Origin of the sequence: Paeniroseomonas aquatica (assembly GCF_030409335.1) — a bacterium.
GTDB classification, from domain to species: Bacteria; Pseudomonadota; Alphaproteobacteria; order Acetobacterales; family Acetobacteraceae; genus Belnapia; species Belnapia aquatica.
This window is the reverse complement of sequence record NZ_JAUFPN010000102.1, coordinates 1-19,781: the sequence shown is the minus strand read 5'-3', so window position 1 is coordinate 19,781 and position 19,781 is coordinate 1. Positions and strand designations below refer to the sequence as shown.

Genomic DNA, 19,781 nt, shown 5'->3' with positions numbered 1-19,781 from the left:
GCGGTCATATGGCGTGGCGGGGCCGAAGGTTGCCTGCCCGCTTGCGTGGCCCGCAACGGGGCGATAAGCGCGGGTGCCAGAAGCACAGACCAGAACCGGGAGGCAACAGGCCATGGCATCCGACCTCGAGATCGCGCGGGCCGCGACCCTCCGGCCCATCGGCGAGATCGCCGCCCGCGCCGGCATCCCGGAGGCGGCGCTGATCCCCTACGGCAAGTACAAGGCCAAGGTGGATTTCGGCTTCCTGGCCGGCCAGGCGGCACAGCGGGAGGGCAAGCTGGTGCTGGTCACCGGCATCAACCCGACCGCGGCCGGGGAGGGCAAGACCACCACGACAGTCGGGCTCGGCGACGCGCTGAACGCGCTGGGCACGAAGACCATGATCTGCCTGCGCGAGCCCTCGCTCGGCCCCTGCTTCGGGGTGAAGGGCGGGGCGACGGGGGGCGGTTATGCCCAGGTGCTGCCGATGGAGGACATCAACCTCCACTTCACCGGCGACTTCCACGCCATCACCAGCGCCAACAACCTGCTGGCGGCGATGATCGACAACCACATCTACTGGGGCAACAGCCTCGGCCTGGATGAGCGGCGCATCACCTGGCGGCGCGGCATGGACATGAACGACCGGGCGCTGCGCGCCACGGTCACCTCGCTCGGCGGCGTCGCCAACGGCTTCCCGCGCGAGGACGGCTTCGACATCACCGTGGCCTCCGAGGTCATGGCGATCTTCTGCCTGGCGACCGACCTCGAGGACCTGCAGGCCCGCCTCGGCCGGATCATCGTCGGCACCACGCGGGAGGGCGTGCCGGTCACGGCGCGCGACCTGAAGGCGGATGGCGCCATGGCGGCGCTGCTGCGGGATGCGCTGGCGCCGAACCTGGTGCAGACCATCGAGGGCTCGCCCGCGCTGGTCCATGGCGGGCCCTTCGCCAATATCGCGCATGGCTGCAACAGCGTGATGGCGACGAAGCTCGGCCTGTCGCTGGCCGATGTGGTGGTGACCGAGGCGGGCTTCGGCGCCGACCTCGGGGCGGAGAAATTCCTCGACATCAAGTGCCGCAGCGCCGGGCTGTCGCCCGGGGCCTGCGTGGTGGTGGCCACCGTCCGGGCGCTGAAGATGCATGGCGGCGTCGCCAAGGCGGCGCTCGGGACGGAGGACGTGGCGGCGCTGCGGCGGGGGATGGTGAACCTCGCCCGGCATGTCGAGAACATGCAGAAATTCGGCCTGCCGGTGGTGGTGGCGCTGAATGCCTTCACCAGCGACACCCCGGCCGAGATCGCCGCGGTGCAGGAGGCGATGGCGGCGCTCGGGACCGAGGCGGTGCATTGCACCCATTGGGCGGATGGCGGCCGCGGCGCGGCCGACCTGGCCCGCGCGGTGCTGCGCCGGCTCGAGGCCGGGGAGGCACGCTTCGCGCCGCTCTATCCCGATTCGCTGCCGCTGGCGGAGAAGATCCGCACCGTGGCGCGGGAGGTCTATCGTGCTTCGGATGTGCAGATCCCATCTGCGATCGCCGCACGGTTGCGTCGCTTCGAGGAACAGGGATTCGCGCATGTCCCGGTCTGCATCGCCAAGACCCAGTACAGCTTCAGCGCCGACCCGACGGCGCTCGGCGCCCCCACGGGCCATGTGCTGCCAGTGCGCGATGTCAGGCTTTCCGCAGGCGCAGGCTTCGTTGTTGCGATCTGCGGCGAGATCATGACCATGCCCGGCCTGCCCCGCCGGCCGGCGGCCGAGAGCATCGGCCTCAATGCCGAAGGCGGCATCGAAGGGCTGTTCTGACCCCCGGAAGGCGCGCTGCCGGACCCCGAGATCGCGCCGCTGCCGCTTTCCCACGCAAGCGTGCAGACGTCCCCCCTAGGCTACACGCAAGGGTGTCTCTACCTCCGCCCATCCCGACGCGGGCTTGGTTTACTGTCCGCCCCCGTCGCAATGCCAGGCGTAGAGGGGGCTGCCGATACCGTATGCAGGAGGATAGGGCGCCCGGGCCGGACGCACTCGCGACCGCGATCGCTGCCGAAATACCCCGACTGAGACGCTTCGCCCGGGTGCTGACCCGGGGCGGGGACCAAGCCGACGACCTGGTGCAGGAAACCCTGCTCCGTGCCATCGCGGCCCAGGCTCAGTTCGAGCCGGGCACCAACCTGCGCGCCTGGCTCTTCACCATCCTCCGTCATGCCCGTGCCGCGGCGGCACGGCGCGCCGCCCGCAGCCCGATCCTCGAGGCGGAGACCCTGCCGGAAGCGGCCGTCTCCGGCGGCCAGGAGGAACGTCAGGCCATGCGGGACGTGGCGAATGCCTTCCGCCAGCTCGCCTCGATCCATCGCGAGGCGCTCTGGCTGGTGGTGGTCGAGGGGCTCGACTATTCCGAGGCCGCCCGCATCCTGAACGTGCCGCCGGGCACGCTGCGGTCGCGGCTGTCGCGGGCCCGCGAGGCGCTCCGGCAGGGCATTGGCCTGGAGCCCGGGGAAGAGGGTGGCAGCCCCTAGGGCCCGCCGCCCAGCCTCAGGAGTTCTGCGACGGGGTCTGCAGGATGCGGAGCAGGCGCTCCGGCACCGGATCCTGCAGGACGCTGTCATGCGCCTGCACCAGCGCCCGGCGGAGCCAGGCGTCGAAGACGGCATCGTCCGAGGACGCGAAATGCGGCGGAGGCTGCGGGGGTGTCGGCATCGCGATCAACATCGGATCTTTACGCTCGGATACGGGCGACGGTTCCGCCACGGCTGCGGCATTGTGTTTGGACTTTTCGGGCATCGAGGGACCGGGATGGACACAGGGTGGGACTGGCCTCCGCGCTTCAACCTAAGGGTGGCATTCTGCCGCCGCAACCACAGAAACGTGATTTCGATTTAACCTTGATCGACTGTGGCGTTGCCGCCATGGGCGCCACGCCGCAGACTGCCGCCATGGCTTCCCCCAGCACCACGCGTGATCCCCAGGCCCTGCTCCGCGCCGGCGCCGCCCGCCATGCCGCCGGCGACCTGGCGGCGGCCGAGCGGCTCTACCGCCAGGTGCTGAAGGCGGCGCCGCAGGACCCCAATGCGCATAACCTGCTCGGCGTGCTGGCGCGGCAGCGCGGCGACGTCGCCGGGGCGCTGCGGCACACCGAGCGCGCCCTGGCGCAGCAGCCGGAAACCGCGATCTTCCTGGCCAACCGCGGCGCCGCCCTGGCCGAGGCGGGGCGGCTGGCGGAGGCGGTGGCGGCGCTGCGGGCCGCCCTGGCGCGGCGGCCTGAGGATGCGGTGACCCTGCGCAACCTCGGCCAGGCGCTCTGCGCGCTGGGCGATGCCGCCGCCGCCCTGGCGGCGCGCGAGGCCGCCGCCCGGCTGCTGCCGGCGGCGCCGGAGCCGCAGCTGGCACTGGCCCATGCCCGGCGGGAGGCGGGCGATGCGGCCGGGGCGGCGGCGGCGGCCGAGGCGGCGCTGGCGCGGTCGGAGGACCGGCCCGAGCTGGCGGCGCAGGCCGAGTTCCTGCTGGCCGCCCTCGGCCGCGGCACCACGCCGGCCCGGGCGCCGGCGGCCTATGTGCGCGACCTCTTCGACCAATTCGCCCCCCGCTTCGAGGCCGAGCTCACCGGGGCGCTGGGCTATGCCACGCCGGCGCTGCTGGCCGGGCTGCTGGCCGAGGCGGGGGTGGTGCCGGCCCGGGCGCTGGCGGTGCTCGACCTCGGCTGCGGCACCGGGCTATCGGGGGTGGCGCTGGCGCCCCTCGCGCGGCGGCTGGAAGGGCTCGACCTCTCGCCGCGGATGCTGGCCGAGGCCCGCCGGCGCGGGCTCTACCATGCCCTGCACGAGGCCGACCTGCTGGACTGGCTGCCGGGGCGGCCGGGCGCCTTCGGCCTGGTGGCGGCGGCGGATGTGCTGAACTACCTCGGCGACCTCGGGCCGGCGCTGGCGGCGATCGCCGGGGCGCTGGTGCCGGGCGGCTGGGCCGCCTTCTCGGTCGAGGCCGGGGCGGGGGCGCCCTTCGCCCTGGGGGAGGCGATGCGCTTCCGCCACGACCCGGCGCATGTGCTGGCGCTGGCCGCGGCGGCCGGGCTGGCGCCGGTGGCGCAGCGCGAGGCCAGCCTGCGCACCGAGAAGGGCCGGCCGGTGGCCGGGGCGCTGTTCGTCCTCAGCCGGCGGTGAGGATGCGCGCCTCGGCCAGCAGGCGGCGCATCCTGTCGTTGCCGGTGGCGCCGGCCTCGACCGCCGCGATCGCCCGGGCCTCGGCGGCGCGGACGGCGTCCAGGGCGTCGAGCACCACCTCGGCCTGCTCCAGCGGCACCACCACCACGCCGTCGGCGTCGCCGACGACGATGTCGCCGGAGCGCACCGCGAGGCCGCCGCAGACGATGGGGGCGCCGACCACGCCCGGGCCGTTGCCGGCGGGGGAGGTCGGGACGATGCCGGCGGCGAAGACCGGCATCCCGACCGCCAGGATGCCCGCCTTGTCGCGGGCCAGGCCCTCGGTGACGAAGGCGGCGATGCCGATGTTCTTCATCATGCCGGCGACCAGGTCGCCGAAGACGGCGGCGGCGCGGAAGCTGTCGTTCGCCACCACCACCACGTCGCCGGGCCGGGCCTCGCCCATGGCGCCGTAGACGCCGACGATGTCGGCGGGATAGGCGAAGGCGGTGAGCGCCGGGCCGACGAAGGCGGCGCAGCCGGGGTCGAGCGGCTTGATCTGCCAGTCCATGGCGCCGCGTCCCGCCATGGCATCGACCAGGTGCGAGGTCTGGGCGCCGCGGAAGCGGTCCAGCAGGGCGGGCTCCGGGCGGCGGTGGCCGCGGTGGATGGTCAGCAGCGGCGGGTTGTCGAGCATGGCGGATCCCCCAGCAGGTGGCGCAGCTTTGCGCGGCGGCCCCACTGGGACAAGACGGGCGGCAAGACGGGCGGCCCGGCGGGGTTCAGCGGCTGGGCAGGCGGCCGATGCGGGCGCCCCAGAGCTTCCCGTCGGGGATCCGGGGCGGCAGGATCAGCGCCTCCCCGCGGGGCGAGCAGGGGCGGACGCGGCGGGCGGGGATGTCGGACAGCGTCGCCAGCCCGGCGTCCTTCGGCAGGGCATAGCCGGCGATGCGGATGGTGAGCAGGCCGCCGGCCCCCACCGCCACCACCTTGCCCCAGTCGCCGACCTGGCCCTGGGCCAGGTCGCCGGGCTCGCTCCGGTGCAGCAGCACCATGTCGCCGGGCTCGTAGCGGGCGACGAATGCCTCCCCGTTCGGGCTGTAGCCGAGTTCCATCCCCGCCTCCGCATCCATGGCCGGGGCAGGATGCCGCGAGGTGGTTGAGGAAGCGTCAAGCCGGCCCGGGCGGGCCAGGCCCTATTCGACGTAGCGCATCCGCCGCGTCATGCCGCCGTCGGTCAGGAACTCGGCGCCGGTGACGAAGCCGCTCTCGGGCCCGACCAGCCAGGCGACCAGGGCGGCCACGTCCTCCGGCGTGCCGACGCGGCCGGCGGGGTGCTGGGCATGGTCCTCGGGCCGCAGCGCCTCGCCCCTGGTCTCGATCCAGCCGGGGCTGACGCAATTGGCCCGCACCTCGGGGCCGAGGCTGACGGCAAGGGCATGGGTCAGGGCCAGCAGCCCGCCCTTGGAGGCGCTGTAGCTCTCGGTATCCGGCTCCGACTGGTGGGCGCGGGTGGAGGCGATGGTGACGACGGCGCCGCGGCCGGCGCGCAGCATCGCCTCGGCGGCCCGGACCAGCAGGAAGGTGCTGGTGAGGTTGGTGCCGAGCACGGCGTTCCACTCCGCCAGCGTCAGCGTGCCGAGCGGCTTGCGGATCATGAAGCCGGCGTTGCAGACCAGGGCGTCGAGCCGGCCTTCCTGCTCGGCGATGCCCTGGACCAGGCGGGCGACCGCGGCCTCGTCCGCGACATCGGCGCGGACGCTGCGGCCGGGCGGGGCGGCCTCGCCCGGGTCGCGGTCGGCGGCGACCACCTGCCAGCCGTCCCGGGCGAGGCGGGCGGCGACGGCGCGGCCGATGCCCCGGGCGGCGCCGGTGACCAGGGCCACGGGGTGCGGGATGGGCATGGGCTGCGGTCCTTCGGTTACCGCCGCGGCAACGCGGCGGGCGGGGCGGGTTTCCGTGCGGCCGAAGCGGCGTAGCATGGCGGCGAAGCACCGAGGGGACCCCGCCGATGACCGCGCCGCTGCTGTTCACGCCCATGACCATCCGGGGGGTGACCCTGAAGAACCGCGCCGTGGTGGCGCCGATGCACCAGTATGCCGCCATCCGCGGCTTCGCCACCGACTGGCACCTGATGAATGCCGGGCGCTACGCCGCCGGCGGCGCCGGGCTCGTCATCATGGAGAGCACCAAGGTGGAGCGGCGCGGCGCCGGCACCGTGGGCGACCTCGGGCTCTGGGACGATGCGCATATCCCCGGCCTGGCGCGCTGCGTCGAGTTCATCAGGACGCATGGCTCGGTCGCCGGCATCCAGCTCGGCCATTCCGGGCGCAAGGCGCGGCGGTTCCGGCCCTGGGAAGGGGGGCGGCCGCTGGTCCGGACCGATGCGGTCGAGGCCGAGGCGGGCCCCTGGGAGGAGTGGGAGCTGGTGGCGCCCTCGGCGGTCAACAGCCCGGACAGCGACCCGGTGCCGCGCGGGCTGACCCGGGCGGAGGTGCAGGTGCTGGTCGGGCGATGGGCCGATGCGGCGCGGCGGGCGGACCAGGCGGGGTTCGAGGTGCTCGAGATCCATGGCGCGCATGGCTACCTGATCCACCAATTCCTCTCGCCCTTCAGCAACCTGCGGAACGACGACTACGGCGGGACCGAGCTCAACCGGATGCGCTTCTGCCTCGAGATCACCGAGGCGGTGCGGGCGGTCTGGCCGCAGCACAAGCCGCTGTTCCTGCGCCTCTCGGTGGATGACGACGCGGGCTGGGACCCGGATGCCTCCTCCCGCCTCTCGGCGCTGGTCAAGGCCAAGGGGGTGGATGTGATCGACTGCTCCTCGGGCGGCATGCGCGGGGCGCCGGTGGTGAGCGCCGGGCCGATCACCTACGGCTACCAGGTGCCCTATGCGGCCAAGATCAGGCGCGAGACCGGAATCCTCACCATGGCGGTCGGGCTGATCGTGCATGCCGACCAGGCCGAGGGCATCCTGCAGCGCGGCGAGGCCGACCTGATCGCCCTGGCGCGGGAGCTGCTGTACAACCCGAACTGGCCGATGGATGCGGCACAGAAGCTGGGCGTCGACCCGGAATTCGCCCTGGTGCCGCCGCCCCAGGCCTATTGGCTGGAGAAGCGGGCGCGGCAGGTGAAGGACATGGTGCCGAGCACCTACCGGGAGACGCTGGGCGCCTGACGGGGCTCAGGCCGGCCCGGGCTTCGCCATGCTGGCGACGACCCCGAGGCCGAGCGCCGTGCCCTGCGCCAGGAGGCTGGGCAGGCCGAGGGCGGCCAGGGCGACGAAGCCGAGGAATTGGCCGAGGAAGACCGCCGCCCCGAGGTTGAGGGCGTGCTGACCCGGCTGCAGTGCCCGGGCGGCGGCGAGGCCGGCGATGACGGCGGCCAGGATGGCCAGCGCCAGGAAGGCGAGGTGCGGCAGGAGGGTGATGGGACTGCTCATCCTCCCCCAACGCCGGATGGCGCGCATCGTGACCGCGCCGCTCAATCGAGGCGAATGCCCTCGGCCGCGACCAGGGCGGCGAGGCGGCGGCGCTGTTCCGCCAGGAAGGCGGCGAGTGCCGCGGGGCCTTCGCCCACCACCTCGAGGCCGAGGGACTGCAGCCTCTCCCGCACCGGCGGGTCGCGCAGCCCGGCATGGGCTGCCCCGGCGATGCGGGCGATGATGGGCGCCGGCGTGCCGGCGGGGACGAAAAGCCCCTGCCACTCGGTCAGGGCGAAGCCGGGGAAGCCCTGCTCGGCGACGGTCGGGACCTCCGGGAAGCCGGCCAGGCGGCGGGCGCCGGAGACCGCCAGGGCGCGCAGCCGGCCTTCCCGCACCAGCCCGGCGACGGCGGGGATGCTGATGAAGGTAAAAAGCACCTCGCCCGAGAGCATCGCCTGCACCTGCAGCGGGCTGCCGCGATAGGGGATGTGCTGGGCGGCGGCGCCGGCCTGGCGCAGCAGGATGACCGAGGCGAGGTGGGAGGCGGTGCCGGTGCCGGAGGAGGCATAGGGCAGCGGCGCCCCGGCGCCGCGGAGCCGGGCGATGAGCGCCGCCAGCGTCTCCGGCCCCCCATCGGCGCGGACCACCAGCATGCCGGGGCCGGCGGTGAGCTGCGTCACCGGGGCGAAGGCGGTGGCGTAGTCGAAGGACAGCCCCTGCATCAGCGCCGGATTGGCGGCCTGGGTGCTGGCATCGGCGAGGATCGTATAGCCATCGGGTGCCGCCTGGGCGACGGCGGCGGCGCCGATGGAGCCCGCGGCGCCGGCGCGGTTCTCGATGACCACGGGCTGGCCGAGGGCGGCCTGCACCGGGCCGGCGACGAGGCGCATCGGCGCATCGACGCTGCCGCCGGCGGGCCAGGCGACGATGATGCGGAGCGGCCGGACCGGCCAGGCCGGGGAGGGGGACTGGGCCAGGGCCGGGGTTGCGGCGGCGGCGAGCGCCAGCGCCGAACGTCGTCCGATGATGCGCCGCATGTCGGCTCTCCCACCTGCCGGCCGCATCATGCCGGCGCCGCAGCGGTCGCGCCAAGCCCGGCGGCCGGTGGGGCGCCAGCCGGGCGCAGCGGGGCTATACTGCCGCCATGCCCGCGCGCCGCCCTGCCCCCCCGGCCACCCCCGCCGCCCCACCCGACCTCTTCGGCGCCGATGCGCCGCCCTCGCCCCGGGTGGAGGTGCCGGTCGGGCCGCGCCCGCTGGCCGACCGGCTGCGGCCGCGCGAGCTGGAGGAGGTGGTGGGGCAGGACCATCTGGTGGGGCCGGCCGGGTCGCTCTCGGGCATGCTGGCGCGGGGCTCGCTCGCCTCGCTGATCCTCTGGGGGCCGCCGGGGGTGGGCAAGACCACCATCGCCCGGTTGCTGGCCGAGCGTGCCGGGCTGGTCTTCGTCTCGCTCTCGGCCGTGTTCTCGGGCGTGGCCGATCTGAAGCGGGCCTTCGAGGAGGCGCGGCAGCGGCGCCGGGCGGGGCAGGGGACGCTGCTCTTCGTCGACGAGATCCATCGCTTCAACCGGGCGCAGCAGGATGGCTTCCTGCCGGTGGTCGAGGACGGGACGGTGACCCTGGTCGGCGCCACGACGGAGAACCCGAGCTTCGCGCTGAACGGCGCGCTGCTGTCGCGCTGCCAGGTGCTGGTCCTCAAGCGCCTCGACGACGCGGCGTTGGAGCTGCTGCTGGCGCGGGCGGCCGCGGAGGCCGGGCGCGGCCTGCCGCTCGATGAGACGGCGCGGGCAACGTTGCGCGCCATGGCGGATGGCGACGGGCGCTACCTGCTGAACCTGGCCGAGCAGTTGCTGGCGCTACCCACGGATCAGCCGGTGCTGGACGCGGTGGGGCTCGGCGAGCTGCTGGCGAAGCGGGCGGCGCTCTACGACAAGGACCGGGAGGAGCACTACAACCTCATCTCGGCGCTGCATAAGTCGCTGCGCGGCTCCGATCCGGATGCTGCCCTCTACTGGTTCGCCCGGATGATCCAGGGCGGAGAGGACCCGCGCTACATCGCCCGCCGGCTGACCCGCTTCGCGGCGGAGGATGTCGGCATGGCCGACCCTCGGGCGCTGCCGCTGGCGATCGCCGCCTGGGAGACCTACGAGCGGCTGGGCTCGCCGGAGGGGGAGCTGGCGCTGGCGCAGCTCGTGGTGCACCTCGGCACCGCGCCGAAGTCGAATGCGGTCTATGTCGCCTGGGGCGAGGCGCAGCGGGCGGCGAAGGAGACCGGCAGCCTGATGCCGCCGAAGCATATCCTGAACGCGCCGACCAAGCTGATGCAGGGGCTCGGCTACGGCGCCGGCTATGCCTACGACCACGACACGGACGGCGCCTTCTCCGGCCAGGATTACTTCCCCGAGGGCATGCGGCGGCGGGCCTTCTACCGGCCGAGCGACCGCGGCGCGGAGGCGGCGATCGGCGAGCGGCTGGAGCGCTGGGCGGCGATCCGGGCGGAGAAGGCACGTCAATGACCGGGCTGGAACTGGTGCCGGTGCTGCTGGTGGCGGCGGGTGGGGCGATCGGCTCGGTGCTGCGCTACGTCATCTCCCTGCTGGCGCTGGAGGCCTTCGGCACCGGCTTTCCCTGGGGGACGCTGGCGGTGAATGTCATCGGCAGTGCGGCGATCGGGGTCTGCGGCGGGATCGCACTCGGCGGCAATCCGCGACTGCTGCTGGTGACCGGAATGCTGGGGGGCTTCACCACCTTCAGCGCCTTCAGCCTGGAGACGGGGCTGCTGTGGGAGCGGGAATGGTGGCTCGGCGTGGTCTATGTGGTGGCGAGCCTGGGGCTGGGGCTGGCGGCCTTCGGGGCCTGCTTCGTGGTGGCGCGACGGCTGGTCGAGGGCTAGTCCGCCGCGGCTTCCATTGCGGCCGGGGTGCGGCCACCATCGCCCCCAGAAAATGGGGGGAATGATCCATGCTTTCGATGCTCGGCACCTGGCGGCTGGTGGCGGTGCGCGCCTTCGATCCGGAGGGGCGGGAGGTGCCGTCCCAGTACGGCCACCTGCCGATGGGGGTGGTGACCTTCGAGCCCACGCGGATGATGGCGGTGCTGGGCGACAGCCGGCCGCCGGCGGCGGGTGAGGCGCGTTTCTATACCTCCTACACCGGTCCCTGGACCTTCGATGGCGCCACCTTGGTGACGCGGGTCGATGGCTGTTCCGACCCGGCGCGGATGGGCACCGACCAGATTCGCCAGGTGCGGTCGGAGGGCGAGCACGTCGTGCTGGTGCCGCCGCCGCGGCTGCACCAGGGGGTGATGCAGCAGCCGGAGCTGGTCTGGGAGAGGCTCGCCTGAGGCTTGCCACCGCGCCCGGCTGCGCCATCATGCGGGCATCGGGCGACGGCAAGCCGCCCGCAACGGAGGAATCAATCCATGAAGGGCGTGGTCTTTCTCGGTGACCGCCAATTGGCGTTGCAGGATTTCCCGGACCCGACGCCGGGGCCGGATGAGGTGGTGCTGGAGATCAAGGCCTCCGGCATGTGCGGCAGCGACCTGAAGTACTACCGCGCGCCGGCCTCGGGCGGCGCCGCCAACCTCGGCTTCACCAAGGGCATCTCCGGGCCGATCATCCGCGGACACGAGCCCTGCGGCGTGGTGGTGGCGGTCGGCAAGAACGTCTCGCCGAAGCAGGCGCATATCGGCCAGCGGGTGATGCAGCACCACTACGTCGGCTGCGGCGTCTGCCCGCAATGCTCGACCGGCTGGATGCAGCTCTGCGACGACGGGGTCGACCAGGTCTTCGGCGCGACCGGCCACGGCGCCCACGCCAAGTACATGAAATGCCCGGCGCGCACCGTGGTGACGCTGCCGGACGAGCTCTCCTTCGAGACCGGCGCAGCGATCTCCTGCGGCACCGGCACCGCCTGGGGGGCGCTGCAGCGGATCGGGCTGCAGGGCGACCATACCATCGCGATCTTCGGCCAGGGCCCGGTCGGGCTTTCGGCGACGCAGCTGGCCGCCGCCATGGGCGCGCGGGTCATCGCGCTGGATACCAGCCCGGAGCGGCTGGCCCGCGCCAAGGAATTCGGCGCCGAGGTGCTGATCAACCCGATGGAATGCAACGACATCGTCGGCGCCATCAAGGATGCGACGCATGGGCTCGGGGCGCACCGGTCGCTGGATGCGTCGTCCTCGCCGCAGGCGCGGGCGCAGGCGGTGCGCTGCGTCAGGACCTGGGGCACCGCCTGCTACGTCGGCGAGGGCGGCGAGGTCACGCTCGACGTCAGCCCGGACATGCTGCGGCGGCAGGTGACGCTGGTGGGGTCCTGGACCTTCTCGACCGTCATCCAGGGCGAATGCGCGCGCTACATCGCCGACCGCGGGGTGCAGGTGGACAAGCTGTTCACCGATCGCTGGACCCTGGACCAGGCGGCCGAGGCCTATGTGCTGTTCGACCAGCAGAACACCGGCAAGGGCGTGATCCTGCCTAACTGATCAGCCGGATGTCGGCGTCACCGGCGAAGCGCTCCGCGAGGCGGCGGTCGCCGGTGGCGAGCGGCGCCGCCTGCCGCATCGCCAGGGCGACGTAGGTGCAGTCGTAGACCGGGTGGTCGCGGCGGAGGGCGAGGTCGAGGGCCTGGGCGGCGAGGTCGTGCAGGGGGACGAGGGGTTCGAGCCAGTCCTGCAACTGCGCCACCGCCGTCCGGGCCAGCGCCGGCGTCAGGCTGCCCATCCGGACCTTGCGCCAAAGGGCGTTGGAAACCTCGGCCAGGATCAGTTCCGGCGCGAGGAGGGTATGGCCCTCGAGGAAGGCATCGGCCGCCTCGCTGCCCGGCTCGGCGGTGATGACCTTCACCGCCAGCGAGGCATCGACAACCAAGATCAACGGCTGTCGCGATCCTCGCGGATCATCTCCGCGGCGGTCGGCTCACCGGGCTGCCACGGGCGGCTCTTGGCGCGGATGACGCGGAGCGCTTCCAGCGCCTCCTGCCGCCGGTTTCGCGCGGCATGGCCAAGGATGTCGCGCACCTCGGCCTCCAGGCTGCGGCCGTGCGCGGCGGCCATGGACTTCAGCCTGGCGACAACGGTGTCGTCGAGGTTGCGGACGAGAAGCTGGGGCATCGGGTCACCCAGGTTGCTATCAGGGTGATAGCATAGGGTGGTGGGGCAGGATTTTCCAGCGCGGATTGCGCCCGCGCCCGGCCGGGGCTGCAATGCGGGACGCAACGCCGGAGCGCGCCCATGTCCCTCATCGCCCTGACCGCCACCGAGGCCGTGGCCCGGCTGAAGCGCCGCGAGGTCTCGCCGCTGGAGCTGGTCGAGGCCGCTGCCGCCCGCATCGCCGAGGTCGAGCCGGCGGTGAATGCGCTGCCGACCCTCTGCCTCGACCGGGCGCGGGACCATGCGAAGCGCATCATGGCCGGGGAAGGTGCGGAGAACGCTGAGCATCCCGGCTGGCTCGCCGGGCTGCCCGTGTCCATCAAGGACCTGACCGACGTGGCGGGGGTGCGGACCACCTACGGCTCGCCGATCTTCCGCGACCATGTGCCGACCGCCTCGCATCCGCTGGTCGCGCGGATCGAGGCGCTGGGCGGCATCGTCATCGGCAAGTCCAATACGCCCGAGTTCGGTGCCGGCGGCTCCACCTTCAACGAGGTCTTCGGCCGCACCTGCAACCCCTGGAACACCGCGCTGACCTGCGGCGGCAGCACCGGCGGCGGCGCCGTCTCGGTCGCCACCGGGGAGGCCTGGCTGGCGCATGGCAGCGACCATGCCGGCAGCCTGCGGCGGCCCGGGACCTATTGCGGCGTGGTGGGCCTCAGGCCCTCGCCGGGGCGGGTGACGCGGGGGACGCCGAACAACCTCTTCTCGCCGCTCTCGGTGCAGGGGCCGATGGGGCGTTGCGTGGCGGATGTCGCGCTGTTCCTCGATACCATGGCGGGCTGGGACATCCGCGACCCGCTGACCTATGAGGCGCCGGCGGTCGCCTATGGGGCCTCCCTGGCGCCGCGGCCGCTGCGCGTCGCCTTCACCGCCGATTTCAACGGCGCCCTGCCGGTGGACCGGGAGACGCGGGCGATCTGCGAGGCGGCGGTGCGGCGCTTCACCGACGCCGGCTGCACGGTGGAGCACGCGGCACCCGAGCTGGCCGCGCTGCAGGAGGCCTTTCTGGTGCTGCGCAGCCAGCATTTCGTGGTGGACCGTGAGCTGCAGCTGCACTCTCACCGTGCGCTGCTGAAGCCCGACATCATCTGGAACACCGAACGCGGCCTGGCCGCGACGCCGAGCCAGCTGGCCTGGGCCGAGCGTGAGCGGGCGGCCTGGTACCGCCGGCTGGCGGACTTCTTCGGCCGCTTCGACGTGCTGGTGACGCCGGGGGCGGCGACGCCGGCCTTCGACGTGATGCTGCGGCACCCCGAAAGCGTCGCGGGCAAGAAGCTCGAGAACTACATGGCGGCGTCGATGCTGAATGCCGCGATCACCCTGGCGGGCTGCCCGGCCGTCGCGGTGCCGGCGGGGTTCGACCAGTACGGCCGGCCGGTCGGGTTGCAGGTCGCGGCACCGCCGCGGCAGGATGCGCGGGCGCTGCGGGCGGCGGCGATGTTCGAGGCGGCATCAGGGCTGGACAAGGCGGTGCCGATCGCCCCGAAGCCCGGGGTGGTGCCGCCGGTGGAGGGCTGAGGCGCCGGCCGCGGTCAGCGCTGATGGAAGCCGTCGGCCTCGGGCAGGGCGGCGAAATCCTCCTCGATGCCATCGACCCGGGCCAGCAGCGGGCCGCGCCGGCAGGCGGTCAGCAGCGCCTGCACCGCCGGCTCGGGCCCGGCCACCACGGCCTCGACCTTGCCGCCGGGCAGGTTCCGCACCCAGCCGCTGAGCCCGAGCCGGCGGGCTTCCCGCACCATCCAGGCGCGGTAGCCGACGCCCTGGACCCGGCCCTCGATCAGCAGGTGACGGGCGTTCACGCCGCCAGCTCCAGCAGCCGGGCGATCACCGCCACGTCCTCGGCGATGCGCTGCCGCCGAGTGGCGGCCTCGGCATCGAGGCCCCAGAATTCCTCCTGGTAGGTTTCGTCGAGGATCGCCAGCCGGTGGCCCTCGGCGGCGGCGATATGGCCCTGCACCACGGCCAGCGCCAGCACCAGGCTGCCGAAGGCGGGCACCAGCACGCCCATCGCCACCAGCTCGGTCGGGGACAGCGTGGCGACCACCCGGCGCAGCGCCGCCAGCGCCAACGGGTCCTGCGGCACCGGCATGATGCCGGTGGTGACCCGCAGCGGCGCGTCGTGCTGCAGCGCCGCCCAGTCGAGCAGCGGCTGCCATTCCGCCGCCTGCCAGGCCGCCAGCTTCTCATCCGCGGCGCGGTAGCAGAGCAGGTCGGTCTCGGCGTATTTCGCCAGGCCCTCGACCATCGGCGCCGGATCGGCGGCGATGCGTTCCTGCGCGGTGCCGGCGAGGCGGGTGAGCGGCAGCTCGGCCATGCTCATCTCGCCGCCCCGGGCGCCGCCGCCGGCCGCGGCCCATTCGGCGGCGACCGCCGCGGCCAGCCTCGGCGACGGCATCAGCAGCGGCCCGCCGCCGGGGATCCGCAGCGGCTTGCCGTCGAGCAGGATGCCGAAACCCTCCGGCTGCGGGTCCAGCCTCGCCTCATCCCAGAATCGCTTCATCGTCTAGCGTCCCCGCCCGAAGAGCCCGCGCAGCAGTTCCTGCGTCGGGTTGGCTGTTCCGCCCCGGCCCTCGGCGGCCGGCGCCGGGGTGGGCGCGGCCGGCACCGCGGAGGCCGGCACCGGCCCGGCCCGGCCGCTGCGGGCCGCGCCCAGCGCGGTGCCGCAGTCCGCGATCGCGGCGCTGGCCCCGGGCACCACGCCCTGCGGCCCGCCCAGCGCCCCGAGCAGGCCCTCGGCCAGGTTGCCCGGGGTCCGCAGCAGGCCATCGGCGGTGCCGAGCAACCCGCTGGCGGCGACCGCGCCGAATTCCGGCCGCGGCTGGGCGAAGGTGCCGCCGAGCGGCACCGGCGCGCGGATCCGCAGCGCGTTCACCCCGGGAATCGGCAGCCGCAGGTCGAGGTTGAGCTGCATCGCCAGCCGCTCGTCCCGCAGGTTGGCGGTGCCGGAGCCGCCGATCCGGCCCAGGGTGGTGTCCAGCAGCAGGGCCTGGGTATGGGCGATGCCGCCCTCGAGCGCCCAGCGCCCGGCGAGGCAGGCGATGCCGATCTTGCCCTCGGCGAGGTTGCCGAGCTCGGGCAGGCCGCGCCGCAGGTCGCCGAAGAGCCGCGCCAGCAGCCCGCCGGAGCCCTGCTCGACCTGTGCCGAGGTCAGCCCCAGCCCGACATGCCCGGCGGCGCCGGCGGCCACGGCGCGCAGCGTGTCGCCCTGGCCGCGGATGTCGATGTCGAATTCCGCCCGCCCAGTCGTGCCGGCCGGCAGCCGTAGCGCCGCCAGCAGCGGCGGCAGGTCCAGCCCGGCCGACAGCGCCGCGACCTGCACCGAGGGCGGGGTGGTGGTGACATCCGCCGCCGCCCGCAGGCTGACGGGACCGCCGGGCAGGGTGGCGGTGAAGGGGTCGAGCCGGGCCCTGCCGTCCTGGATCACCAGCGCGCCGCGGAGATCCGCAAGCGTGATGCCGCTGGTCACCAGGGTGCCGATCTGCCAGCGCAGGCTGCTGTCGGTCAGCCGCAGCGCCTCCAGCGGCAGCGGCAGGTCGGGGATCACCCGGCGGTCGCGCGCCGGCGGCGGCGCGGCGGGGGCCTCGGCCGTGGCGGCGCCGGGGGCCTCGGGCGGGCGCAGCGCGTCGAGGTCGATGCGGGTCGAGGTGATGCTGCCGGCGAAGCCCCGCCGCTGGCCGATGACATAGGTCAGCTCCGGCGAGGCCGCATCCGCCGCCGAGGAGGCGAAGCGCAGGTCCCGCAGGAAGGCGCCGGCGGCGAAGCCCGGGCCGCGCTCGGCGATGCGGCTGTCGAGTGCGATGTCCCGCACCGGCGGCAGCGGCCGGCCACCGGCCAGCGGCGCCAGCGCCGCCAGTTCCGGCACCCGCAGCGCCAGGACCAAGTCGACGCCGGTGATCCCCCGGGGATCGGCGATCCTGCCAGCCAGCGTCGCGGTCGCCGCGCCCGAGGACAGCTTCAGGTCGAGCGGCCAGGGCTGGGCGGCGAGCACCAGCGCCGGGGCGCCGAGGCTGCCCTCGAGCCGCAGCGGCTGGCCATGCAGTGTGGCCTCCGCAGTCAGGGCCAGCGGCTGGTCCTGGCGCGGCATGGTCGCGGTCAGCCCCGCGAGTTGCAGGCCTGGCAGCAGCGCCTCCAGCGTTGCCGGGCCGAGCGTCAGCCGCAGGTCGCTGACCGTGGGCAGCGCCTCGCCGGCATCCGCCAGGCCGGCGACCAAGGTGAGGTCGCGCAGCGGCGGCATGGGCACATCCGGCAGCAGCGGCGCCAGGCGCTGCAGCTCCGGCACCCGGGCATCGAGCGCCAGCCGCCAGCCGCTGGCCTGCAGCGGCCGGGCGATGCTGCCCTCGGCGGCGATGCGGGCCCCGGCCGCCTCCAGCACCAGCCGGAGCGGCCAGGGGCTGGCGGGGTTCGGGTCGGTGAGCGTGGCCAGCGAGCCGGTATCCCCGGCCAGGGTGAAGGGGGTGCCGTCGAGGGCGAAGCGGCCGGTCAGCTGCAGCGGGCCGGTGGCGCCGGCGGCCTTGGTCTGCAGGCTGGCGATCTCCAGCAGGCGGGTCTGGCCGGTGCGGCCGTCGCGCCAGCCGAGCCGGCCATCGGTCACCGCCACCTGGTCCACCGCGATGCCGAGCCGCCGCCCGGCATCCCGCGCCGCGGCGGCCGGGGCGGCGGCCGGACTGGCCGTCGGGTTGGCCGGGGTATCGGCGGCGGCGGCTTCGGCCTGGCCGCGGTCCGGCGCAAAGGCCCAGTTCGGCCGGCCCTCGGCATCGGTCTCGAGCAGGATGTCGGGCGCCTGAAGCACCAGCCGCCGGACGTCCAGCCGGCGGGAGAGCAGCGGCAGCAGGGCGAACTCGACCTCCACCCGGCGCACCCGGGCCATCTCCGGCCGGCTGCCGCCGGGGGCATTGGCCAGCGCCACATCCTCGAGCGTGAGGGTCGGGACCAGGGAGAATTTCACCCCGATCGGCCCGGCCAGGGTCAGCGCCCGGCCGGTCGCCGCCTGCACCGCGGCGATGATGCGCGGCTTCTGCGCCTCGGTATCGAAGGTGGCGAGGAAGATCGCGGCGCCGGCCAGCGGCACCAGCACCACCACGGCAAGGCCTCCCAGGCCCCAGCGCAACCAGGGGCGGCGGGTGGGGCGGGGCATGGCATCCGACATCGGCGTCTCCGGAGGGGCGGTGGCGCGGCGGGGCGGGCTAGCGCCCCGAGGCGTCGGTCAAGGCGGCAGCCGTCACGAGGTTCACCGCCGGGAAACGGGGGCCAGCCGTCGCGGCTTCAAGGTCTTCGGCGCCTCGAAGCCGAAGAAATCGAAGGTTCCCTTCATGTGGGGCGGCAGGGCCGCCGCCGCCTCCAATGTTCCGCCTTCGGGATGCGGCAGCCGCAGCGCCCGGGCATGCAGGTGCAGCTCGGCGGAGAGCCCGTCCATGTGCGCCGCCGCGCCGCCATACTTGCCGTCGCCGAGGATCGGCGTGCCGAGCCCCTCGGCGCAATGCACGCGCAGTTGATGGGTGCGGCCGGTCAGCGGCTTCAGCTCCAGCCAGGCGGCGCGGCCCTTGGCGGCATCCAGCGTGCGGAAATCGGTGATGGCGCGGGCGCCGGCATCGGGGTCGTCCATCGCCATCACCCGCTCGCCGCGCGGGCCATCCTGCTTCAGCAGGGCGATGTCGATGCGGCCGTCGTTCTGCTCGGGCTTCGGGATGACCACGGCCCAGTAGGTCTTCTCGACGCCGCGGCCGCGGAACTCCTTGGCGAGGAAGGCGGCCGCGCCCGGGGTGCGGGCGATGAGCAGGACGCCGGAGGTGTCGCGGTCCAGCCGGTGCACCAGCCGCGGCCGGTCCTCGTAGCCGAAGCGCAGCGCGTCCAGCATGCCGTCGAGGTGGCGGGTGATGCCGGGGCCGCCCTGCACCGGCAGGCCATGCGGCTTGTCCAGCACGATGACGCTGTCGTCGCGGTGCAGCACGAGGCCCTGCAGCCATTCGGCGTCCTCGCCGGAGACGAGGAACTGGTCGCGCGCCGGCGGCGGGCCATCGGGCAGCGGCGGGATGCGCACCTCCTGGCCGGCGGCGAGGCGGGTATTGGCCTCGGCACGCTTGCCGTCGATGCGGATCTGGCCGGTGCGCAGCATCTTCTGCAGCGCGCCCTGGGTGAGTTGCGGGAAGTGGCGGCGAAACCAGCGGTCGAGACGGGTATCCGCCTCGGCCTCCGCCACCGTCCTGGTCTGGATGGTCATGCGCCACCCTCTAGCACGGGCCGCGGGCAATCCGCGAACTCCGGCACTGAACCTTCGGCGCGTTGAGGCGTAAGTTCTGGCATGACACGTATCATGGCCATGGCCGCAGGCGCGGCCCTCATGGTTCTGGGTGTCGCCACCCCGAATCTTTCGTCCTCCGCCGACGCCGCCGAGCGCGCGCGGAACCCGCAACAGCAGCGCGCCGCGGCGGCCAAGCCGCAGCATCCGGGTGCCGCCAGATCGCAGCGCGGCACCGCCAGCTACTACGCGCAGCGCTTCAACGGCCGCCGCATGGCAAATGGCAAGCGCTTCGACGCGCGCTCGAATTCGGCGGCGCACCGCACCCTGCCGCTGGGCACCACGGCGCGGGTGACCAATGTCGAGAATGGCCGCTCCGTCGAGGTGAAGGTCGAGGATCGCGGGCCCTATGCCCGCAACCGCGTCATCGACCTCAGCCCGCGCACCGCGCAGGAGCTGGGCATGAAGGAGCAGGGGACCGCGCAGGTCGTGGTGACGCCGGTGCAGGTGCCGGACCAGGACGAGCGCTACGCCCAGCGCTGAGCCTCGGCCGATGCCGTGACGCCGGCCGGACCGCAGCCAGCCGGTCCGGTCCAGACAAAGAAAAAGCCCGGGGTCCTGCGACCCCGGGCTTTTTTGCGGGTGGTGTGGGCGATCAGTCCTCGCCGCCGACGCGCCAGGTGGCGTCGCGCGCGCTCGGCGCCGCGCCGCTCTCGCGGAAGTCGGCATCGCGCCAGCGGCGGTCCTTGCGGCCGACGGTGGCGATGGCGGCCGGCATGGCCCGGCGCCGGGTCTGGCCGGCATCGGGGCCGCGCGGCGGGGCCGCGGGGCGGCCCTGCGGACGCGGGGCGCCGGAGCGCGG

23 protein-coding genes are annotated in these 19,781 nt (G+C 74.0%); 10 read left to right on the top strand and 13 right to left on the bottom strand.

Going from position 1 to position 19,781, the window contains the following annotated elements:
* The first annotated feature begins 112 nt into the window (after window positions 1-112).
* Window positions 113-1,783 carry a formate--tetrahydrofolate ligase gene (locus QWZ14_RS08930; RefSeq protein WP_290316284.1) on the top strand — a complete coding sequence of 557 codons (1,671 nt, stop codon included), beginning with the start codon at window positions 113-115 and terminating at the stop codon, window positions 1,781-1,783.
* Between the two features lie 182 nt (window positions 1,784-1,965).
* Entirely contained in the window at window positions 1,966-2,490 is a 525-nt protein-coding gene (locus QWZ14_RS08925) for an RNA polymerase sigma factor (protein WP_290316283.1), read from the top strand.
* A 16-nt stretch (window positions 2,491-2,506) separates the two neighbouring features.
* On the opposite strand, the gene QWZ14_RS08920 is transcribed toward QWZ14_RS08925, so the two are convergent.
* Window positions 2,507-2,671: a hypothetical protein gene (locus QWZ14_RS08920; RefSeq protein ID WP_290316282.1), complete on the bottom strand. Its 165-nt coding sequence runs from the start codon at window positions 2,669-2,671 to the stop codon at window positions 2,507-2,509.
* A 236-nt stretch (window positions 2,672-2,907) separates the two neighbouring features.
* On the opposite strand from QWZ14_RS08920, the gene QWZ14_RS08915 reads away from it, so the two are divergent.
* The gene (locus tag QWZ14_RS08915) at window positions 2,908-4,128 is read left to right on the top strand and encodes a class I SAM-dependent DNA methyltransferase (RefSeq protein WP_290316281.1); all 1,221 of its coding nucleotides are present in this window, start codon (window positions 2,908-2,910) and stop codon (window positions 4,126-4,128) included.
* Here QWZ14_RS08915 and QWZ14_RS08910 read toward each other — a convergent pair.
* The 3 genes from QWZ14_RS08910 to QWZ14_RS08900 all read right to left on the bottom strand — a co-directional run bounded on the left by QWZ14_RS08910 (window position 4,115) and on the right by QWZ14_RS08900 (window position 6,011).
* The gene (locus tag QWZ14_RS08910) at window positions 4,115-4,804 is read right to left on the bottom strand and encodes an RraA family protein (protein WP_290316280.1); all 690 of its coding nucleotides are present in this window, start codon (window positions 4,802-4,804) and stop codon (window positions 4,115-4,117) included. The two genes, QWZ14_RS08915 and QWZ14_RS08910, sit on opposite strands and share 14 nt — an antisense overlap.
* Window positions 4,805-4,889: 85 nt before the next feature.
* Window positions 4,890-5,222, bottom strand: a complete 333-nt coding sequence (locus QWZ14_RS08905) for a hypothetical protein (protein ID WP_290316279.1) — start codon at window positions 5,220-5,222, stop codon at window positions 4,890-4,892.
* An 81-nt stretch (window positions 5,223-5,303) separates the two neighbouring features.
* The gene (locus QWZ14_RS08900) at window positions 5,304-6,011 is read right to left on the bottom strand and encodes an SDR family oxidoreductase (RefSeq protein WP_290316278.1); all 708 of its coding nucleotides are present in this window, start codon (window positions 6,009-6,011) and stop codon (window positions 5,304-5,306) included.
* 107 nt (window positions 6,012-6,118) lie between these two features.
* On the opposite strand from QWZ14_RS08900, the gene QWZ14_RS08895 reads away from it, so the two are divergent.
* The gene (locus QWZ14_RS08895) at window positions 6,119-7,288 is read left to right on the top strand and encodes an NADH:flavin oxidoreductase/NADH oxidase (RefSeq protein ID WP_290316277.1); all 1,170 of its coding nucleotides are present in this window, start codon (window positions 6,119-6,121) and stop codon (window positions 7,286-7,288) included.
* Between the two features lie 6 nt (window positions 7,289-7,294).
* On the opposite strand, the gene QWZ14_RS08890 is transcribed toward QWZ14_RS08895, so the two are convergent.
* Together QWZ14_RS08890 and QWZ14_RS08885 are read right to left on the bottom strand one after the other, a co-directional pair.
* The gene (locus QWZ14_RS08890) at window positions 7,295-7,552 is read right to left on the bottom strand and encodes a hypothetical protein (RefSeq protein ID WP_290316276.1); all 258 of its coding nucleotides are present in this window, start codon (window positions 7,550-7,552) and stop codon (window positions 7,295-7,297) included.
* 41 nt (window positions 7,553-7,593) lie between these two features.
* Window positions 7,594-8,571, bottom strand: coding sequence for a Bug family tripartite tricarboxylate transporter substrate binding protein (locus QWZ14_RS08885; protein ID WP_290316275.1), 978 nt, complete (start codon window positions 8,569-8,571; stop codon window positions 7,594-7,596).
* 107 nt (window positions 8,572-8,678) lie between these two features.
* On the opposite strand from QWZ14_RS08885, the gene QWZ14_RS08880 reads away from it, so the two are divergent.
* The 4 genes from QWZ14_RS08880 (at window position 8,679) to QWZ14_RS08865 (ending at window position 12,015) form a co-directional block, all read left to right on the top strand.
* Window positions 8,679-10,049, top strand: coding sequence for a replication-associated recombination protein A (locus tag QWZ14_RS08880; protein WP_290316274.1), 1,371 nt, complete (start codon window positions 8,679-8,681; stop codon window positions 10,047-10,049).
* Window positions 10,046-10,426, top strand: a complete 381-nt coding sequence (locus tag QWZ14_RS08875) for a fluoride efflux transporter FluC (RefSeq protein ID WP_290316273.1) — start codon at window positions 10,046-10,048, stop codon at window positions 10,424-10,426. The genes QWZ14_RS08880 and QWZ14_RS08875 overlap by 4 nt, the downstream gene beginning before the upstream one ends.
* Before the next feature lie 68 nt (window positions 10,427-10,494).
* Window positions 10,495-10,875 (top strand): lipocalin-like domain-containing protein, encoded by a 381-nt coding sequence (locus tag QWZ14_RS08870; RefSeq protein WP_290316272.1) that lies wholly within the window; start codon window positions 10,495-10,497, stop codon window positions 10,873-10,875.
* Window positions 10,876-10,953: 78 nt separating this feature from the next.
* The gene (locus QWZ14_RS08865; RefSeq protein ID WP_290316271.1) at window positions 10,954-12,015 is read left to right on the top strand and encodes a zinc-dependent alcohol dehydrogenase family protein; all 1,062 of its coding nucleotides are present in this window, start codon (window positions 10,954-10,956) and stop codon (window positions 12,013-12,015) included.
* Here the strand turns inward: QWZ14_RS08865 and QWZ14_RS08860 are convergent.
* Complete coding sequence (locus QWZ14_RS08860; RefSeq protein ID WP_290316270.1) at window positions 12,008-12,406, bottom strand: type II toxin-antitoxin system VapC family toxin; 399 nt, start codon at window positions 12,404-12,406, stop codon at window positions 12,008-12,010. The genes QWZ14_RS08865 and QWZ14_RS08860 overlap by 8 nt on opposite strands.
* Window positions 12,403-12,642 (bottom strand): FitA-like ribbon-helix-helix domain-containing protein, encoded by a 240-nt coding sequence (locus QWZ14_RS08855; protein ID WP_290316269.1) that lies wholly within the window; start codon window positions 12,640-12,642, stop codon window positions 12,403-12,405. Before QWZ14_RS08855 ends, QWZ14_RS08860 begins: the two co-directional genes overlap by 4 nt.
* A 120-nt stretch (window positions 12,643-12,762) precedes the next feature.
* Between QWZ14_RS08855 and QWZ14_RS08850 the strand changes: the two genes are divergently transcribed.
* Window positions 12,763-14,202 carry an amidase gene (locus QWZ14_RS08850; protein ID WP_290316268.1) on the top strand — a complete coding sequence of 480 codons (1,440 nt, stop codon included), beginning with the start codon at window positions 12,763-12,765 and terminating at the stop codon, window positions 14,200-14,202.
* A 14-nt stretch (window positions 14,203-14,216) separates the two neighbouring features.
* Here the strand turns inward: QWZ14_RS08850 and QWZ14_RS08845 are convergent, their stop codons facing one another.
* The 4 genes from QWZ14_RS08845 to QWZ14_RS08830 form a co-directional block, all read right to left on the bottom strand.
* Window positions 14,217-14,483, bottom strand: a complete 267-nt coding sequence (locus tag QWZ14_RS08845; RefSeq protein WP_290316267.1) for an acylphosphatase — start codon at window positions 14,481-14,483, stop codon at window positions 14,217-14,219.
* A complete protein-coding gene (locus QWZ14_RS08840) occupies window positions 14,480-15,184 on the bottom strand; it encodes an ATP12 family chaperone protein (RefSeq protein WP_290316266.1) in 705 nt (234 codons plus the stop codon). Before QWZ14_RS08840 ends, QWZ14_RS08845 begins: the two co-directional genes overlap by 4 nt.
* A 3-nt stretch (window positions 15,185-15,187) precedes the next feature.
* Window positions 15,188-17,830, bottom strand: a complete 2,643-nt coding sequence (locus tag QWZ14_RS08835) for an AsmA family protein (RefSeq protein WP_290316265.1) — start codon at window positions 17,828-17,830, stop codon at window positions 15,188-15,190.
* An 81-nt stretch (window positions 17,831-17,911) separates the two neighbouring features.
* The gene (locus QWZ14_RS08830) at window positions 17,912-18,901 is read right to left on the bottom strand and encodes an RluA family pseudouridine synthase (protein WP_290316264.1); all 990 of its coding nucleotides are present in this window, start codon (window positions 18,899-18,901) and stop codon (window positions 17,912-17,914) included.
* A gap of 93 nt (window positions 18,902-18,994) precedes the next feature.
* Between QWZ14_RS08830 and QWZ14_RS08825 the strand changes: the two genes are divergently transcribed.
* The gene (locus QWZ14_RS08825; protein ID WP_290316263.1) at window positions 18,995-19,462 is read left to right on the top strand and encodes a septal ring lytic transglycosylase RlpA family protein; all 468 of its coding nucleotides are present in this window, start codon (window positions 18,995-18,997) and stop codon (window positions 19,460-19,462) included.
* A 112-nt stretch (window positions 19,463-19,574) separates the two neighbouring features.
* Here the strand turns inward: QWZ14_RS08825 and QWZ14_RS08820 are convergent.
* Window positions 19,575-19,781 (bottom strand): hypothetical protein (locus QWZ14_RS08820; RefSeq protein ID WP_290316262.1); only part of this gene is annotated, 207 nt, incomplete at its 5' end.

Bases quoted from the DNA above. Each gene is read 5' to 3' on its own strand.
- QWZ14_RS08930 (WP_290316284.1), top strand. From the start codon at position 113: ATGGCATCCGACCTCGAGATCGCGCGGGCCGCGACCCTCCGGCCCATC.
- QWZ14_RS08895 (WP_290316277.1), top strand. From the start codon at position 6,119: ATGACCGCGCCGCTGCTGTTCACGCCCATGACCATCCGGGGGGTGACC.
- QWZ14_RS08875 (WP_290316273.1), top strand. From the start codon at position 10,046: ATGACCGGGCTGGAACTGGTGCCGGTGCTGCTGGTGGCGGCGGGTGGG.
- QWZ14_RS08870 (WP_290316272.1), top strand. From the start codon at position 10,495: ATGCTTTCGATGCTCGGCACCTGGCGGCTGGTGGCGGTGCGCGCCTTC.
- QWZ14_RS08920 (WP_290316282.1), bottom strand. From the start codon at position 2,671: ATGCCGACACCCCCGCAGCCTCCGCCGCATTTCGCGTCCTCGGACGAT.
- QWZ14_RS08890 (WP_290316276.1), bottom strand. From the start codon at position 7,552: ATGAGCAGTCCCATCACCCTCCTGCCGCACCTCGCCTTCCTGGCGCTG.
- QWZ14_RS08900 (WP_290316278.1), bottom strand. From the start codon at position 6,011: ATGCCCATCCCGCACCCCGTGGCCCTGGTCACCGGCGCCGCCCGGGGC.
- QWZ14_RS08830 (WP_290316264.1), bottom strand. From the start codon at position 18,901: ATGACCATCCAGACCAGGACGGTGGCGGAGGCCGAGGCGGATACCCGT.
- QWZ14_RS08835 (WP_290316265.1), bottom strand. From the start codon at position 17,830: ATGTCGGATGCCATGCCCCGCCCCACCCGCCGCCCCTGGTTGCGCTGG.
- QWZ14_RS08880 (WP_290316274.1), top strand. From the start codon at position 8,679: ATGCCCGCGCGCCGCCCTGCCCCCCCGGCCACCCCCGCCGCCCCACCC.
- QWZ14_RS08865 (WP_290316271.1), top strand. From the start codon at position 10,954: ATGAAGGGCGTGGTCTTTCTCGGTGACCGCCAATTGGCGTTGCAGGAT.
- QWZ14_RS08925 (WP_290316283.1), top strand. From the start codon at position 1,966: ATGCAGGAGGATAGGGCGCCCGGGCCGGACGCACTCGCGACCGCGATC.
- QWZ14_RS08905 (WP_290316279.1), bottom strand. From the start codon at position 5,222: ATGGAACTCGGCTACAGCCCGAACGGGGAGGCATTCGTCGCCCGCTAC.
- QWZ14_RS08840 (WP_290316266.1), bottom strand. From the start codon at position 15,184: ATGAAGCGATTCTGGGATGAGGCGAGGCTGGACCCGCAGCCGGAGGGT.
- QWZ14_RS08850 (WP_290316268.1), top strand. From the start codon at position 12,763: ATGTCCCTCATCGCCCTGACCGCCACCGAGGCCGTGGCCCGGCTGAAG.
- QWZ14_RS08825 (WP_290316263.1), top strand. From the start codon at position 18,995: ATGGCCATGGCCGCAGGCGCGGCCCTCATGGTTCTGGGTGTCGCCACC.
- QWZ14_RS08915 (WP_290316281.1), top strand. From the start codon at position 2,908: ATGGCTTCCCCCAGCACCACGCGTGATCCCCAGGCCCTGCTCCGCGCC.
- QWZ14_RS08885 (WP_290316275.1), bottom strand. From the start codon at position 8,571: ATGCGGCGCATCATCGGACGACGTTCGGCGCTGGCGCTCGCCGCCGCC.
- QWZ14_RS08910 (WP_290316280.1), bottom strand. From the start codon at position 4,804: ATGCTCGACAACCCGCCGCTGCTGACCATCCACCGCGGCCACCGCCGC.
- QWZ14_RS08855 (WP_290316269.1), bottom strand. From the start codon at position 12,642: ATGCCCCAGCTTCTCGTCCGCAACCTCGACGACACCGTTGTCGCCAGG.